The organism is Rhizobium leguminosarum (assembly GCF_004123835.1).
Lineage (GTDB): Bacteria > Pseudomonadota > Alphaproteobacteria > Rhizobiales > Rhizobiaceae > Rhizobium > Rhizobium leguminosarum_M.
The window spans coordinates 149,714-165,289 of record NZ_MZMU01000022.1; the positions used below are offsets into that span (position 1 = coordinate 149,714).

The 15,576-nt window shown below is 61.0% G+C and carries 12 protein-coding genes and 1 pseudogene; 8 read left to right on the forward strand and 5 right to left on the reverse strand.

The window, feature by feature from the left end:
* Positions 1 to 33: 33 nt before the first annotated feature.
* Entirely contained in the window at positions 34 to 1,086 is a 1,053-nt protein-coding gene (locus B5P46_RS29420) for an AraC family transcriptional regulator (RefSeq protein WP_129421815.1), read from the forward strand.
* A gap of 106 nt (positions 1,087 to 1,192) precedes the next feature.
* Here the strand turns inward: B5P46_RS29420 and B5P46_RS29425 are convergent, their stop codons facing one another.
* Together B5P46_RS29425 and B5P46_RS29430 are read right to left on the reverse strand one after the other, a co-directional pair.
* Complete coding sequence (locus B5P46_RS29425; RefSeq protein ID WP_129421816.1) at positions 1,193 to 2,233, reverse strand: LacI family DNA-binding transcriptional regulator; 1,041 nt, start codon at positions 2,231 to 2,233, stop codon at positions 1,193 to 1,195.
* 114 nt (positions 2,234 to 2,347) lie between these two features.
* Positions 2,348 to 2,977: a TetR/AcrR family transcriptional regulator gene (locus B5P46_RS29430; protein WP_129421817.1), complete on the reverse strand. Its 630-nt coding sequence runs from the start codon at positions 2,975 to 2,977 to the stop codon at positions 2,348 to 2,350.
* A 111-nt stretch (positions 2,978 to 3,088) separates the two neighbouring features.
* Between B5P46_RS29430 and B5P46_RS29435 the strand changes: the two genes are divergently transcribed.
* The 5 genes and pseudogenes from B5P46_RS29435 to B5P46_RS29455 all read left to right on the forward strand — a co-directional run.
* Positions 3,089 to 4,162: an efflux RND transporter periplasmic adaptor subunit gene (locus B5P46_RS29435; RefSeq protein ID WP_129421818.1), complete on the forward strand. Its 1,074-nt coding sequence runs from the start codon at positions 3,089 to 3,091 to the stop codon at positions 4,160 to 4,162.
* Complete coding sequence (locus B5P46_RS29440; RefSeq protein ID WP_129421819.1) at positions 4,159 to 5,244, forward strand: efflux RND transporter periplasmic adaptor subunit; 1,086 nt, start codon at positions 4,159 to 4,161, stop codon at positions 5,242 to 5,244. The genes B5P46_RS29435 and B5P46_RS29440 overlap by 4 nt, the downstream gene beginning before the upstream one ends.
* The gene (locus B5P46_RS29445; protein ID WP_129421820.1) at positions 5,241 to 8,312 is read left to right on the forward strand and encodes an efflux RND transporter permease subunit; all 3,072 of its coding nucleotides are present in this window, start codon (positions 5,241 to 5,243) and stop codon (positions 8,310 to 8,312) included. Before B5P46_RS29440 ends, B5P46_RS29445 begins: the two co-directional genes overlap by 4 nt.
* A 76-nt stretch (positions 8,313 to 8,388) precedes the next feature.
* Positions 8,389 to 9,558, forward strand: coding sequence for an alpha/beta hydrolase (locus B5P46_RS29450; RefSeq protein ID WP_129421821.1), 1,170 nt, complete (start codon positions 8,389 to 8,391; stop codon positions 9,556 to 9,558).
* 10 nt (positions 9,559 to 9,568) lie between these two features.
* Positions 9,569 to 9,718: pseudogene (locus B5P46_RS29455) on the forward strand (allantoin permease); the annotation flags it as partial.
* Between the two features lie 66 nt (positions 9,719 to 9,784).
* Here B5P46_RS29455 and B5P46_RS29460 read toward each other — a convergent pair.
* Positions 9,785 to 11,665 carry a HAMP domain-containing methyl-accepting chemotaxis protein gene (locus tag B5P46_RS29460; RefSeq protein ID WP_129421822.1) on the reverse strand — a complete coding sequence of 627 codons (1,881 nt, stop codon included), beginning with the start codon at positions 11,663 to 11,665 and terminating at the stop codon, positions 9,785 to 9,787.
* 199 nt (positions 11,666 to 11,864) lie between these two features.
* On the opposite strand from B5P46_RS29460, the gene B5P46_RS29465 reads away from it, so the two are divergent.
* Positions 11,865 to 12,575, forward strand: coding sequence for a DUF4272 domain-containing protein (locus B5P46_RS29465; protein ID WP_129421823.1), 711 nt, complete (start codon positions 11,865 to 11,867; stop codon positions 12,573 to 12,575).
* A gap of 167 nt (positions 12,576 to 12,742) precedes the next feature.
* The gene (gene corA, locus B5P46_RS29470) at positions 12,743 to 13,786 is read left to right on the forward strand and encodes a magnesium/cobalt transporter CorA (RefSeq protein ID WP_129421824.1); all 1,044 of its coding nucleotides are present in this window, start codon (positions 12,743 to 12,745) and stop codon (positions 13,784 to 13,786) included.
* 48 nt (positions 13,787 to 13,834) lie between these two features.
* Here the strand turns inward: corA and B5P46_RS29475 are convergent, their stop codons facing one another.
* Together B5P46_RS29475 and B5P46_RS29480 are read right to left on the reverse strand one after the other, a co-directional pair.
* Positions 13,835 to 14,605: a phosphotransferase enzyme family protein gene (locus B5P46_RS29475; protein ID WP_129421825.1), complete on the reverse strand. Its 771-nt coding sequence runs from the start codon at positions 14,603 to 14,605 to the stop codon at positions 13,835 to 13,837.
* Positions 14,602 to 15,507 (reverse strand): MBL fold metallo-hydrolase, encoded by a 906-nt coding sequence (locus tag B5P46_RS29480; RefSeq protein ID WP_129421826.1) that lies wholly within the window; start codon positions 15,505 to 15,507, stop codon positions 14,602 to 14,604. Before B5P46_RS29480 ends, B5P46_RS29475 begins: the two co-directional genes overlap by 4 nt.
* Positions 15,508 to 15,576: the final 69 nt, after the last annotated feature.

The window sequence follows — 15,576 nt, forward strand, 5'->3', positions numbered from 1 at the left end:
AAGCGCTTGATAGGCGGTTAGCCGGTCGGGGGTGTGGAAAGGGAAAGAACCGAGTTGCAGATATCGTTGAGATCCGAAAATGCGGCGCGCGCTCCCGAGCGTGAACCATACGGGTTTACCCCGACGCATGAAGGCCGTGACTTCGAGTCGATGGTTCGAGCCTATTCGGCAGGCTATGGGGTCTTCGGCGCCAAGCCGTTGAGCAACGATCGGACCTTTGCCTGGGCAGCGGAGCTGAGAACAAGTGAGGCATTTACGGTGCTTCATTCGGTTTATCAGAGTTCCTGGACAATTCGGACGCTCGATGAGACCCCGCAACATCTTGCGTTCTACATTCCGCACTCGGGATCCTTTCGGCTGTCCATTGGAAAAAGGATCGTTGAAAGTGGGGCGGGTCATCTTCTCATGGCCAACAACCATGAGGCTGGCGATCGTCTCGTCCAAGGCCCGCACTGCTCGGACGCTCTCTTCCTGGACTGGAAAGTTGTGAGACGAATGCTTGTTTCACTGGTGGACACGCCGGTCCTCGAGTCGCTTGACCTCGAGCCCGTTGTGGATCTCGCAACACCGTCAGGTCAGCTTATCGGCAGCCTGGCGCAGACGATCGTGCAGGGCATGCGCAATGACGGTCCGCTTCTGTCTTCACCTCTTGCCGTGGCGGCGATGAGCGAAACGCTTGCTAACCTCGTGATCCGATTTGGCCGGCATCGTCTTTCCGGCCATTTGGAAAAACAGAAGGTGTCGTTGGTCGCGCCGTGGCATGTCCGGCGTGCCATCGATTATATGCACGCCAATATCGCAGAGCCCCTCACCATGACGATGGTTGCTGATGATGTCGGGGTTTCACTTCGCGCGCTGCAAACCGGTTTCAGAGCCTTCCGGGGAACCTCGCCGGGCGGTTACTTGCGCACGATCAGGCTGCAAGCAGCCCGCGACCAATTGCAGGACCCGATGAACCAACGATCCGTCCGCGAAATCTGCGCGATGTGGGGTTTTTCTCATGCCGGCAGGTTCTCTATCATCTACCGCAGCGCCTTTGGAGAAAGCCCGCGCGATACGCGCCTGCGGGCCGAGCGCTTGCGCTAGATCAGGATGAGTTTAGGCCTGATCGGCCTAAAATCTGAATCCTGTAATTTAAAGAAATAGAGCATGATGTCGTCCGAAAACCGCGCACACTTTTCGGCATCATGCTCTAGGAGCGCGGCGGCGCGACACTGCCGCGCAGGACGAGATGGCATCCGAGTTCCAGGCGATGGGCGGGTCGCTGCGGATCGTTGGCGATCAGTCGCTGTTCGATGAGCGCCAGGGCGGCAGCGCCGAGCCTGTCTGTGGGGACGCTGACCGTCGAGAGCGGCGGACGGCTGAATTCGCCGGGGACGATGTCGTCAAATCCCAGAACGGAAATCGCTTCGGGCACGCGGATGTCGCGATCGGCCAATGCCTTCAGGCAGCCGAGCGCCAGATTGTCGGCCGCGCAGAAGACGGCGGTCGCCCCTTTCATCGTCGGATCGCGGTCGAGCAGTGCGTTAATGGCAGCCTCGCCGTGCCGGGGCTCATATCCCTCGGCCTCGACGATCATATTATCAGGCACGGGAAGCTGAGCGGCGAAATAGGCATCGGAAAAGCCGTCATATCGGCGCTGGATCGTCGTGCGGCCCTTCCAGGTCAGGTGCAGGATGCGGCGATGCCCGAGCCCCAGCAGGTGCTCGATGCCGAGCCTCGCTCCAAAGCGGTTTTCGGGCGTGACCGTATCGACCAGCATGGCCGGGTCTTCGCCGTTGACGATGACGACGGGCATATCAGGGGAGGCGAGGCTACGGATCAGTTCCGGCTGATCGTCGTTCAGGACCACGATGCCGTCGGCCCGCTCCGACAGCGCGATCTGCCTGACCTGGGCGCCGTCGATGCGGCGGCCGGTGCTGACAAAGGGCACGATCCTGATGCCGCGGCGCTCGCACTCCCTGCGAAGGCCGTTGAGGATCGTCCAACTCACCAGGTTGAGGTCGCTCTCCGGCGCGGCATCGTCGGGAATGGCGAGAAGCAGGACGCGTAAGGTCGCGATCGTCGCCTTCTTCCTGCGGCGGTCGAGGTAACCCAGGCGTTTTGCCGAATCCAGAACCCTCTCGCGCACCTCGATCGTCAGCGGCGCGGTCCCGTTCAGCGCGTGCGAGGCCGTGCTCAGCGATACGTCAGCATCGCGCGCGACATCCTTGAGATTGACTTTGCGTTCCACTTTTTCCGTCACGAATTGAGGCTGTACCTTCGAAGGTATGGCTAACTTGATGTTTTTACATAAAAACTTGCGAAAAGCTACGTGTCTGGCGCGGTATTTTTCGTCATTCGGCGATCAGTTCTTGGCAAGCAGGCCGTTGAGCAACAGGTCGAAATAGGCCTGCAGGAAGGCCTCCTTGTTGGGAGTGGGCACGCGGCGGTCGTTGAATATCAGCCGCAGAACTGTCGTCGTCAGGATGGGCGCGACCACGATTTCGGAGAATTCCACCGGAATTTCGCGAAACTCCCCCGACGCCACACCCTCCAGAATGAGAGCGTCGACCTTGGCGATGATCGGCTCAATGAACTGATCGTGGTGGCGGTCGATCAGGTCGGGGAACCGGTGTCCTTCGGCAATGACGAGCCGCGTCAGCTCGCGGGTCGTGCGATCCTCGGCGATTTGTTCGTAGAGCAGGCCGAGAATGGAAAGCAGCCGATCGGTGGCGCTGCCGCTAAGGCCCTCCGTGATCCCCAGCAGTTCCTGAAACGGCACGGAGAAGTGGTGGATCATGGCTTCGAAAAGCTTCTCCTTCGTCTCGAAGTAGACGTACACCGTACCCTTGGTGACGCCGACCCTGTCGGCGATGTCTTCGACGCGCGTGCCGGTGAAACCGCTTCTGACGAATTCCTCGAAGGCGGCATCGAGGATCTGGACGGGCCGCAGCGCTTTCTGTTCGGCGCGCGTGAGCTTCTTCTGAGCTGTCATTTTCTGATCCTCCAACCTGTCGCGTACGCTCTCTCCCTGCGACGCAAAGTTTCATTGACTAAGTGGTCAGTCAATTATATAGCAGCTGCCGTTGAGAGCAAGAGGTCAACTATGAGAACCATTCTGGTCGCCACAGCGATCGCATGCGCCATCGGTCTCGGATCATGCAGCGATGAGCGCGGGCCGACTGAGCCAACCCCACGGCAGGTCGGCATCATCGTCGCCAGGCCTGAGCCGCTGGTCCAAGGTGGCGCGATCACCGGAGAAGTCCGCGCCCGTGTCCAGACCGATCTGTCCTTCCGCGTCAGCGGCAAGATCACCGAGCGGCTGGTGGAAGTCGGACAGTCCGTGAAGGCGGGGCAACTCCTCGCGCGCATCGATCCGGAAGAGCAGAAGGCAGACCTGGATGTGGCGGCAGCCAATCTTCAGTCGGCTGAGGCGCAGCAGACCCAGGCGCAGCTCGCATACGACCGCCAGCAGAGCCTGTTTCGAACCCAGGTGACGACGCGTGCGGCACTCGACCAGGCGCAGGAGGCGCTTCTGACCACGCAGGCATCGACGAAGTCGGCGCAGGCACTCTTCGAAACCGCCCAGGATACCCTGTCTTACACGGAGTTGAAGGCGGACGCTGACGGAGTGATCACCGCCCGCAATGCCGAGGTCGGGCAGGTGGCGCAGGCCGCCCAGGTCGTCTTCACCCTTGCCCATGACGGCGACCGGGATGCCGTCTTTGAGGTGGTCGAAAGCGCGTTCCTGCGCCCGATCGACGGCGACGGCACCGTGACCCTTCTGTCGGACCCGACGCAGAAAATTACGGCGAAGGTTCGCGAGATTTCGCCGACGATCGATTCCTCCACCGGAACCATCAAGGTCAAGGTCGCGATATCGAGCGACGATCCGATCCCGCTCGGCGCTCCTGTCGTCGGAAGATTCAATTACGTCTCGCAGGACGTCATCCAGCTTCCCTGGTCGGCCATGACGTCCAAGGGCGGCAAGCCGGCCGTCTGGATCGTCGATCCCGCATCGTCTGCGGTTTCGGCAAGGGCAGTGGATGTCGCCGGCTACGAGACCGGCAGCTTCATCGTGAAGTCAGGCGTGTCGGAAGGAGATGTCGTGGTGACCGACGGGACCAAGTTCCTCAGGGCAGGTGAAATCGTGTCTTATGTCAAGGAAGCTTCCAAGTGAGTATTCGTCTCAACATAGTCGCACTGATGATGGGCACGGCCCTGATCTCCTCCTGCGCGCCGCAGGATGAGGAGAAGGGGGAAGCGCCCCGTCCCGTGCTGTCGATGACAGTCAAGCCGACGTCGGCCTCGAGCTTGAGCCTCACCGGCACGATCGAGCCGACGATCGAGACCGAACTCGGGTTCCGGATTCTCGGGCGGATGATCGCCCGCAACGTCAATGTCGGAGATCTCGTCAAGAAGGATGACGTCGTTGCCGCCATCGATCCGCTGGCGCTGGAGCTTGCCGTGCGCAACGCGCAGTCCGACGTCGAGAACAGCGACGCCCAGCTCAGGAATGCGGTGACCACGGAGCAGCGCCAGCGCGCGCTGCTGGAGTCGCGCTCCGGCACGGAAGCCTCGCTCGAAGAGGCTGAGCAGGCAAGGCGGACGGCGGCGGCCGCCGTCGCCAAGGCGCAGGCCAACCTCGACAAGGCCAAGGAGCAGCTCGGTTATGCGCAGCTTCGGGCGGAATTCGATGGTGTTGTGACGGCGACCTCGGCCGAGGTCGGGCAGGTGGTGTCTGCCGGTCAGACAGTCGTGACCATCGCCCGGCCGGACAAGCGCGACGCCGTGGTCGATGTGCCGCAGGCAGCCGCCCAGAAACTGAAAATCGGCGCGCCCTTCGAGGTGACGCTGCAGCTCGATCCGACCATCCGCACGTCCGGGATCGTGCGCGAGATCGCCCCGGAGGCGGAGACCTCTACCCGCACGAGCAGGACCAAGATCGCGCTCACCAATCCGCCCGAAGCCTTCAGGCTCGGTTCGGTCATCACGGCCTCGGCAACCATTGCCGCCGATCCGCAGATCGTCCTGCCTGCCTCTGCAATCCTGATCGGCAGCGACGGCCCGAGCGTCTGGATCGTCGATGCGCCTGCCGGGAAGGTATCGCTTCGCCGCGTGAAGATCGACGGCGACGTCGAAGACGGCGGCACCGTCCGCGTCACTGAAGGGCTCGCTCCGGGAGAGCGGGTGGTCGTGGCGGGCGTGCATAAACTTCAAGATGGCCAGGCCATCAGGATCGACCAGGAGATCAGCCAGTGAAGTCCTTCAATCTTTCCGACTGGGCGCTCGAACACCGTTCGCTCGTCTGGTACTTCATGATCGTCTTCATTCTCGCCGGCGCCTTCTCCTATGTGAAGCTCGGCCGCGAGGAAGACCCGAACTTCACGATCAAGACGATGGTGATCACCGCCCAGTGGCCCGGCGCTTCCGCCGAAGAGGTGACGCGGCAGGTGACCGACAGGATCGAGAAGAAGCTCCAGGAACTGGAATCGCTTGACTACACCAAGAGCCAGACCGTTGCCGGCCAGACGACCGTCTTCGTCGAGTTGCTGCCGACGACAAAGGCTAAAGATGTCGCGCCGACCTGGCTGCGCATCCGCAACATGATCGCCGACATCAAAGGCGATTTCCCGAGCGGGGTCGTCGGTCCCTTCTTCAACGACCGCTTCGGCGACGTGTTCGGCAATATCTATGCCTTCACCAGCGACGGGCTGGCCCAGCGCCAGCTTCGCGATCTCGTGGAAAATGCCCGCTCCGAGGTCCTGACGGTGCCGAACGTCGGCAAGGTCGACGTGATCGGCGCACAGGACGAGGCGATCTATCTGGAATTCTCCACGCGCCAGATCGCAGCACTCGGGATCGACCAGCAGTCGGTCATCCAGACCCTGCAAGCGCAGAATGCCGTCACCCAGTCCGGCTTCGTCGATGCCGGGCCGGAGCGCATCGCCTTGCGGGTGAGCGGACAGTTCACCTCCGAGGAAAGCCTCCGGGCGATCAACCTCAGGATCAATGACCGCTTCTTCCCGTTGACCGATGTCGCTACGATCAAGCGCGGCTATGTCGATCCACCCTCGGCACTGTTCCGCTTCAACGGAGAGCCGGCGATTGGTCTTGCCATCGGCATGAAGCAGGGCGCCAACCTGCTGGAATTCGGCGAGGGGCTGGACGCGCAGATGAAACGTGTCGTTGCCGATCTTCCTGTTGGTGTGGATGTCCACCGCGTTTCCGACCAACCACATGTCGTCGACGAAGCCGTCTCGGGCTTTACCCGGGCGCTCTTCGAAGCGATCGTCATCGTGCTCGTTATCAGCTTCATCAGCCTCGGCCTGCGCGCCGGCATGGTGGTGGCGATCTCCATACCTCTCGTGCTCGCCATCACCTTCGTGGTGATGGAATATTCCGGTATTTCGCTTCAGCGCATCTCGCTCGGCGCGCTCATCATCGCGCTCGGACTGCTTGTCGACGACGCCATGATCGCCGTCGAGATGATGGTAGCCCGCCTGGAGGCGGGCGACGATCTCAGGAAAGCCGCCACCCACGTTTATACATCGACCGCCTTCCCGATGCTGACGGGAACGCTCGTCACCGTTGCCGGCTTCATTCCGGTTGGTCTCAACAACAGTGCTGCCGGTGAATTCACTTTCACGCTTTTCGTGGTCATCGCAGTTTCGCTGATCGTGTCCTGGGTGGTGGCGGTGCTGTTCACGCCGCTTCTCGGCGTTACGATCCTGCCGAAGACGATGAAATCGCATCACGAGAAGAAGGGCCGCTTCGCTTCCATCTTTTCCTGGCTTCTGGGGCTGGCGATGCGCTGGCGCTGGGTCACCATCATCCTCACGGTTGGTGTCTTCGGGCTTTCGATTGGCGGCATGGGGCTGGTGCAGCAGCAGTTCTTCCCCAGCTCGGACAGGACCGAGCTCGTCATCGACTGGAACCTCCCCCACAACAGTTCGATCGCCGAAACCAACAGGCAGATGGCCAGGTTCGAAAAGGAGATGCTGGCCGGCAACAAGGATATCGATCATTGGACGACCTATGTCGGCCAGGGCGCGCCACGCTTCATCTTGTCCTTTGATGTGCAGACCCCCGACGTGTCCTTCGGACAGACGATCATTGTCACCAAAGGGCTCGACGTGCGCGACAAGGTGCGGGCTGAACTGCAGGCCTATCTGACGAAAACCTTCCCCGGCACCGACGCCTTCGTCAAGCTTCTCGACATCGGTCCGCCGGTGGGCAAGCCGGTCCAGTACCGGATCAGCGGCCCAGATATTCAAAAGGTCCGCGACCTCTCGCAGCAGTTTGCCGGCGTCATGGGATCGCACCCGCTTCTGGCAAACATGGTCCTGGACTGGAACGAGCCCTCTCGCGTGGTGAAGGTCGATGTCCTGCAGGACAAGGCGCGCCAGCTCGGCGTATCCTCCGAAGACATCGCCACCGCCCTCAACGGCATCGTCGAAGGCTCGACAGCCACCCAGGTTCGAGACGACATCTACCTGGTCAACGTCATCGGCCGCGCCAGGGCATCCGAGCGTGACTCCATCCAAACGCTGCAGAACCTGCAGCTCTCCACCTCCAACGGTAAGGTCGTGCCGCTCTCCGCCGTGGCCAATTTCCGCTACGAACTCGAGCAGCCGACGATATGGCGTCGTGACAGGCAACCCACCATAACGGTCAAGGCGGCCGTCGTCGGTCCGACGCAACCGGCCACGATCGTCGACCAGCTGAAGCCCAAGGTGGAAGAGTTCCAGAAAAACCTTCCGGTGGGATACAAGGTGGAAGTGGGCGGTGCGGTCGAATCCAGCGCCGAGGCTCAGGGGCCGATCGCGGCGGTCGCTCCGCTGATGCTGTTTACGATGGCGACGATCCTGATGATCCAGCTGCAAAGCTTCAGCCGCCTCTTCCTGGTGTTCGCCGTCGCGCCCACGGCCCTGATCGGCGTGGTCGCAGCACTCTTGTTGAGCAATGCGCCCATGGGCTTCGTCGCAATCCTCGGCATACTGGCGCTGATCGGCATTCTGATCCGCAACTCCGTCATCCTGGTCGTCCAGATCGAACATCTGCGAAGTGAAGGAATAGCGCCCTGGCAGGCGGTCATCGAGGCCACCGAACACCGCATGCGGCCGATCATGCTGACGGCGGCGGCAGCCACGCTGGCGCTGATCCCGATCTCGCGCGAGATCTTCTGGGGGCCGATGGCCTACGCCATGATGGGCGGCATCGTCGTCGGAACAGCGCTCACCTTGCTGTTCCTGCCTGCGCTCTACGTTGCGTGGTTCAGGATCCCGAGGGACAAAGGTGTTCAGGCCGATGCCGTGGCAGAGGCGTGAGCACGGGCTTCGACGTCCATCGCATGCGGCCGTCGCGGAGGCCGCTGCACGTCCAGGCTTGCGAGGAAAGAACTCGATGACGGAACAGCGTTTGAACGGGTTTCCGATGGGAGCCAAGGCGGTGCTGGTCGCGATCGGCCTGGCGATGCTCGCTGGTTGCGCCACGAGACCGTCGCCCGATGTGTTGAACCCGGTTCATCAGCCCGTTCATCTCAATGCATCGCTTCACTCCGATGAAGCCGCCCCAAGCCGGGTGAACGTGCTCGCTGCGACAAACAGGAGCGCCGACACCGCGCGCGGCGGATTCGGGAGCACCTGGGCTGACAATCTCACCTACGAGCAATATGCGTTTTCGGTCCCTCCCAACCGGAAGGACACCGCGATCACATATCCGACCTCGAGGCCCGATCCCGAACGCCAATTTGCCGTCATCAGGCGCAAGCAGCTTGCAAAGGACGCCTTCGTACAGGAGGTGCTCCGCTCCACGCAGTCCGACGGCACCGTCGGCATCTTCGTGCATGGTTACAACTATAGCTATCAGGAGGCGCTGTTTCGCACCGCGCAGATCGCCGCGGACGCCAACATTCCGGGCTCTCCGATTCTGTTTTCGTGGCCTTCCGCCGCTGCAGTCGCCGGCTATGTCGCCGACCGCGATGCGGCTCTCTCCTCGCGCAGCGACCTCGACTCGCTTGTCACGTCGCTCTCGGCTTCAGGAAAGGTGAAACGCATCATCCTTTTCGGACACAGCATGGGCGGATTCCTGGTCATGGAAACGGTGCGCCAGCTCAAACTGCAGCATCGCGACGACGTCATCGGTAAACTGGCGGTGATCCTGGCCGCCCCTGATATTGACGTCGATGTTTTTCGGTCCCAGCTGAAGGATATCGGGCGGATGCCGATCCCGATATCTCTTCTCGTTTCGAAGGACGACCGGGCGCTGGTGGCCTCGAGCTTCATAGCGGGAGAGCGGGGGCGCGTCGGACGCCTCGATATCGACGATCCCGTCATCAGGGAAGCTGCCTTGAAGGAAAGGCTTCGGGTTATCGACATCACGTCGATCCAGGCGTCCGACGGGCTGGGGCATGATCGCTACGCATCGCTCGCCAAGTTCGGAGCGCAGCTTGCCTCCTTCGAAAGCGGGAGGCGGTCGAGCGTCGGTGACGTCGGCGCCTATGTCTTCGATGCCGCCGGCGCCGCGGTCGCAAGTCCGTTTCGTCTGGCCGGGCGTGTCGTCGGCTCGCAATGATGAGAGCTGGGCGCTGTTCTCCTCGATCCTGCCGACCTTCACCACCATCCTGCCGGACTGGTGGGGCACCTACGACTGGTTCTTCGGCGTCGCCATCGGCGGGGCGAACTATTTCGTGCTGAGGATGGGCGCGCGGCGCAATCCGGCCTTCGCGTCGTGACCGAATGAAAGGCACCCGGCAATCGCCGGGTGCCTTTCATGTCGGGGTTTCCCGTCGCCGCCCGTTTCAGCGGCGAGCGGCAACCGCATGCACGGCTGCACGAGCCGCGGGCTGCGCCATCGTTCTCGCCGTCGAGCGAAGGGCCGAGGACTGACTTCCCGCATCGTCGAGCCTGAACTGGGCAATGAGTTCGCGAAGCTTCTGGGCTTCCTGCGCGAGCGAATCGGATGCCGCGGTCGACTGTTGCACCATGGTCGCGTTCTGTTGCGTTGTCTGGTCCATCCGGTTGACCGCGACGTTGACTTCGCTGAGGCCGATGGACTGTTCTTTCGCAGAGGTGGCGATCGAATCCATATGGTGATTGATCTGGGTGATGAAGCCGCCGATGGTCTTCAAGGCCTGGCCGGTATCGCGCACCACCTTGACCCCGCCTTCCACCTCTTTCGAGGAGTTCTGGATCAGGCCCTTGATTTCCTTGGCAGCACTTGCCGAGCGCTGGGCGAGTTCGCGCACTTCCTGGGCGACCACCGCGAAACCCTTGCCGGCCTCGCCCGCTCTCGCTGCTTCCACGCCGGCATTCAGTGCCAGAAGGTTGGTCTGGAATGCAATTTCGTCGATGACGCTGATGATATTGGAAATCTGCTGCGACGAGGTCTCGATGCGTTCCATTGCCTCTTCGGCGTGGGAAACGACATCCGCGGAGATCCCGGCGCTGCGATTTGCCTCCGTGGCCACCGTGCGCGTCTCCTCGGTTCGTTTGCTGGAGTTCGATATGTTCGCAGTGATCTCTTCAAGTGCTGCCGCCGTCTCTTCGAGAGAAGCCGCCTGCTGCTCCGTGCGCTTTGCAAGATCGCTCGCCCCGGAAGAGATTTCCCGCGTGCCTTCGTCGATCGTGCCGATGCTTTCGGATATCGCCCTCGGCGTTGCGCCCAGTTGGGTGATGGACTGGTTGAAGTCATGGCGTAGCGCCTCGAAGTCGGGAGCGAAAGTCTCGTTGAGCTGGAAGGCGAGGTCGCCTGCCGCCAGCCGCTTCAAACCGGCGGCGAGACCCGAGGTGGCAATGCGCAACCGCTCCGAAGCGTCGGCTTCCGCCTGCTTCTGGGCGGCAACGCGATCGGCCTCCGCCCTGTTGCGGTTTTCCTCGGCTTCCATTGCCATGCGCTTGTTGGTAATCGCTGCTTGGCGGAAGATCTCCACCGCTCCCGCCATCGATCCGATTTCATCGGCGCGGTCGGCAAACGGAATCTCCGAACCGGTGTCTCCCTCGGCCAGCCGCCGCATCGAGGCGGTGATGCCGGTAATCGGATTGGCGATGCCGGTCAGCACGAAGGCGACGGCACCGAGAACCAGCAATCCCGCAACGCCGATCGCGGCAAGCAGGTAGAATTCTATCGAGTCGAAGGTTTGCTTGCTGAGTTCAGCCGCCTTGTTGCTGCCGCTGACGTCCAATTCAACCAGGATCGTCGTGGCTTCCTTGAGCTTGTCCGAATAGGAGCGCATCTCGCCGCTCAGATATTGCCCGGCTTCTTCGGTCTTGTTGGCGCGAGAAAGGGCGAGCAACTGCGAGCTGCTGGCGATGTAGCCCTCAACGCTCTCCTTGATCGTCTTGATCAGTTCGCGCTCGTGGTCGGATGAAGCCAGCAGAAGATAGGCGTCCACCGATTTGCCAAGTGAATCCTCGGCAGCTTTAATAGCCTCTTCGCGCGTTTTCTTTTCGGCATCCGACTGCGCGATGATGTGATCACGATAGGCGAGGCGCAAATTCGTCATGGAGAGATTGATCGCCTGCGAAGCCTGCACGCTCGGCAGCCAATGGGCGGCAATTTCTTCGGTGGAGCCGTTCGTCTTTCGAAGACCGTCGACCGCGAGATAGGCGACAAGCCCGAAAAGAAGAGCTATGCCGCTGAAAATCAACAGCAAACTCGATTTTATGTTTGGACGACGCATCGAAAGTCCTCATCGAACGCCGGCTTCATACCGGGTTGGCCAAGGAATATTGTATCGAAAAAAATTTAACGATTTGTTCCAGATGTAAAAAAGCCGTTTACCAGTTTTCCGGAAAATCGCCGCCGCCTTCGGTGCTCGGGCTCCCGCTAAATCAGGAAAATGCCTATCGATGCGGCGTCAGGGACGACAGGAGCCAGAAATGATGAAGCGCATATTTTCCGCCCTTCTCGCATTGATCCTTCCGATGCAGGCAGCCGTTTCGCAACCCGCCGACGAGGCGGGGGCACGCAAAGCGCGGTCTATCGCCCAGCTTCAATCGGAAGGCGTGCCGACCATCGATCATCTGCCGACCATAGAGCCCGAGAGCGAGAGCACCCGCCGAAATACAAAGGTCGTCGTTCAGCGCACCATTGCGCTTGCGATCGTCGCCGTGAAAGGCGAGACCGGCGACCACGAAATGGGTCAGGCTCTCATCCGGCAGTTCGGCGCCCAAAGTTTTTTTACGCCGAAGGAACGGGCGTTCATGGACGATCCCGATCCCACGGATCAGGACCGGACGAACTTTGCCTGGCGCTACGAGGGCGTGCACGTCATGTTGTGGGCGCTCGGGATTAGCTCCGATCTCGAACGTCCCGACCATATTTGCGACGTGCCATTCATTGCGAACACGCTGCGCGAACTAGGGACGGACGGGCTGATGCGTCGTGCCAAGCTTCGTCCGCAGAAAGAGCTCCTGGACGCCGCCGACCTCATTTACCGCTACGATTGGGCGGCCGTGAACGCGCGGCTGAAGGGAGAAGAGCCTCCTGCCGGATTGGATAAGGGCGTGGTCTACGAACGGCATTATGCCCTCAACTGGCTGATTGGCTACATGGACCAGGATTGGGACGATGTTTCCACGGACACGTGATGCTACCTGGACGCCTGGCCACGATGAAGGCGGCTGGTCAGACCCCGCACCGACGCGGTGATGCATGTTTTACGAAATAGCATTATGATTGGCTGAGCGCCTGATCGGCGAAGGGATTGGCCCCCGGGATATAGGATCCCGTGCGGGAATGGAGAGGATAGCTGGATTTGGAACGGCTGAAGGATCTGGATAGTGCTCTCGCGCAGGCAGATGGCGGTTCCACATCGCCTCCCTATGAACGGCCTGGCGTCGTGGCTGCCGCCGTTTACCAGCATGGGCAACGCATTCGCGACATCAGGATAGAAGAGGCCGGCGAATGGCGGAGCCGGGAGAATGCCGTCGTCTGGATTGGCCTGCACGAGCCGGATGAAGTGCTGCTGCACCAGGTTCAGGCCGAGTTCAATCTCCATGCGCTGGCGATCGAGGACGCAGCACAGCCTCACCAGCGCCCGAAGCTGGAGATTTATGGGGACGCGATGTTCATCGTTGCCCGGACCGCCCATATGAAGGATGACGAAATCGTCTTCGGCGAAACGCATCTGTTCGTCGGTCGCGGTTATGTCGTCTCCGTTCGCCACGGGGATTCGTCCTCCTATCTGGCGGTGCGGCAGCGATGCGAGGCCACGCCGGCGGCACTTGCCCACGGCGAGAACTATATTCTCTATTCCATCCTCGATTTCATCGTCGACAACTACATGCCTGTCATCGAGGTCGTGCAAGAGGAAGTCGAGAAGCTCGAGGATCTGGTGCTGCGCGAACAGCTGGAAAAGTCCGACATCGAGCGGCTTTACCTGTTGCGGCGCAAGCTGCTGCGGCTACGCAACGCCGTGGTGCCGCTCGTGGACGTCTGTCGGCGGTACGAGCACATCGATCTTCCTGGCATGGACCCGACGCTCCAATCGCTGTTTCGCGATGTGACCGATCACGTGCGCCGGGTTCAGGAAGATATCGATGCGTTGCGCGAGGTCCTTGCCTTCGCTTTCGAGGCCAGCGTGATGATCGGCCAGACGGAGCAGACGGCGATCGCCCGCAAGCTCGCCGCCTGGGCGGCGATCCTCGCAGTTCCTACCGCGATCGCCGGTATCTACGGAATGAATTTCAACGATATGCCGGAGCTGAAATTCCAGTACGGCTATTTCGTCGTGCTTGGCGTCATCGTCACATTGTGCCTGGGCCTCTTCGGTTTCTTCCGTCGAAAGAAGTGGCTCTAGATATGTGATGTAGGGAGCAGACGGAAGATCCGGGCCGGCGAAGATACGTTAGCACAAGGCCTTCAGCAGCCGATCCCGATGGCTGCGAACATAGTCCATATCGCTGAGATACAGCCGGGCGTCTCCGGCAACCACGTCCTCCACGAACGTCTCATCTCCAGCGGCCGCACTTGCCAGCATGAAATCGACGAGCGCCTGCAGCCGCTGGCAGATCATCTCAGGGAGCTGGAGCCGGTCTTCCATCGTCGCCCCATATGCCGTGCAAAAGATTTCCGCGCGATGCAGCTGTTCGTCGAGGCCGAAGATCACGTCGGGATTGGCGGGATCGGAGAGCGGCGCCCAGCGGTAAACCGAATAGGCCAGATCCCATAGGCGCGGTGCGGGATGGGCGGTATCGAAATCGATGATCCCGACAGCCTCATGGTCTGCCGTAGCGACGTTGTAGGGCGCATAATCTCCATGGCATATGATCTCGCACGGTTCCCGCGGCGGCAGCATCCATGTCTGGATCTCGCGATCCGATTCGAGAAACCCTTGAGATGCCGAGTGAAATTCGCGCAGAAGCCTGGCTGCGGAAAGCAGCATGCGTTCCGATCCGACAAATTGGTCGCTCAGGTCTTCGCAAACTCGCCCCGTGATGTAACTCACGACTTCCTGGTTTCCGGTTATTTCAATGGGATCCGGCGCTCCCGGAAAGCCTCTGCTCCTGAGATGGCGCAAAAACCGGTGCACCGTTGGCGTCCATTCGCCGGAAGGCCGTACGACGGTATTGCCGTCCTGCCAGATCTGCCCGGTTCGTCCGCCCTCCAACAGTTTCACGTTCCGGCCTCCAGACGTTCTTTATGCGAATTCAGTTTTTCGATATGGGCCTGAACCGTCGCGCCAAGGTTTGTCTCATGGCAGTTCCGGTAGAACGCCACGACGTCGGAAGTCATTTCGTCGGGGATGGCAACGAAGTCTTCAAGCCGCAGGCCGCTTGAGCTGCCGAGTTGCGGATCCGCCAGCTGGCTCTCGCTCAAACTGCCGACACGATCGGCCAGGGCTTGGAAATAGGCGAGGTTCTCATCCACTGCCGAAGGAGAGTACGTCCGGCCGTGCGCTGGGATGACCAGTCTGGCATTGAGGTCACGTATCCGCTCGAGCGAGGAACGGATCAGGCGAAGGTCGCCTGCATTTTTGCTCCAGACTTCGGGAATGGGGTATTCCACCGCGTCGACGGCCAGGCAGATGCGAAGTTCGGGAATCCATACGGCGACATGGTCGGGCGTATGTCCCGGCGTATGAATGAGTTCCAGCGTCAGATCGCCGCCGTTGAGGGTCATCGAGCCGGAGAACGTAATGTCAGGACCGATGAGGTCCACGTTCCGAAACCGCGAATCCTGGCTCGCCTTGTCCCTCAGGACCTCGCGTGCCGAAGGGTCGCGTAAACGGTCGAGCGCGGCGCCATGCGCGATAATGGGCGCGCGCCCCGCAATGGCGGCATTCCCCCAGAAATGATCCCAATCCATATGCGAATTGACGACGACCAGCGGACGAGCCTCGGCTCTTTCCTCAAGCAGATCCAGCGCCATCCGGCATAGCTCGGGCGTGCCGAGCGTATCGATCAGAACGTTGAATCTCTGGGTCCGGACAAACACGGCATCCACTTCGTCGCCGACCCTGATGATAACGATGCTATCGTCAAGTTCGGGATATGAACACAATTCCACCGATGCATTCACGTCTGGTCGCCTCTGTTGCAATCGCAGTGATCTCATCCGGATATATCAAATCACGTTCGGGCGCCTGCT

Bases quoted from the DNA above. Each gene is read 5' to 3' on its own strand.
- B5P46_RS29430 (WP_129421817.1), bottom strand. From the start codon at position 2,977: ATGACAGCTCAGAAGAAGCTCACGCGCGCCGAACAGAAAGCGCTGCGG.
- B5P46_RS29435 (WP_129421818.1), top strand. From the start codon at position 3,089: ATGAGAACCATTCTGGTCGCCACAGCGATCGCATGCGCCATCGGTCTC.
- B5P46_RS29450 (WP_129421821.1), top strand. From the start codon at position 8,389: ATGACGGAACAGCGTTTGAACGGGTTTCCGATGGGAGCCAAGGCGGTG.
- B5P46_RS29460 (WP_129421822.1), bottom strand. From the start codon at position 11,665: ATGCGTCGTCCAAACATAAAATCGAGTTTGCTGTTGATTTTCAGCGGC.
- B5P46_RS29465 (WP_129421823.1), top strand. From the start codon at position 11,865: ATGATGAAGCGCATATTTTCCGCCCTTCTCGCATTGATCCTTCCGATG.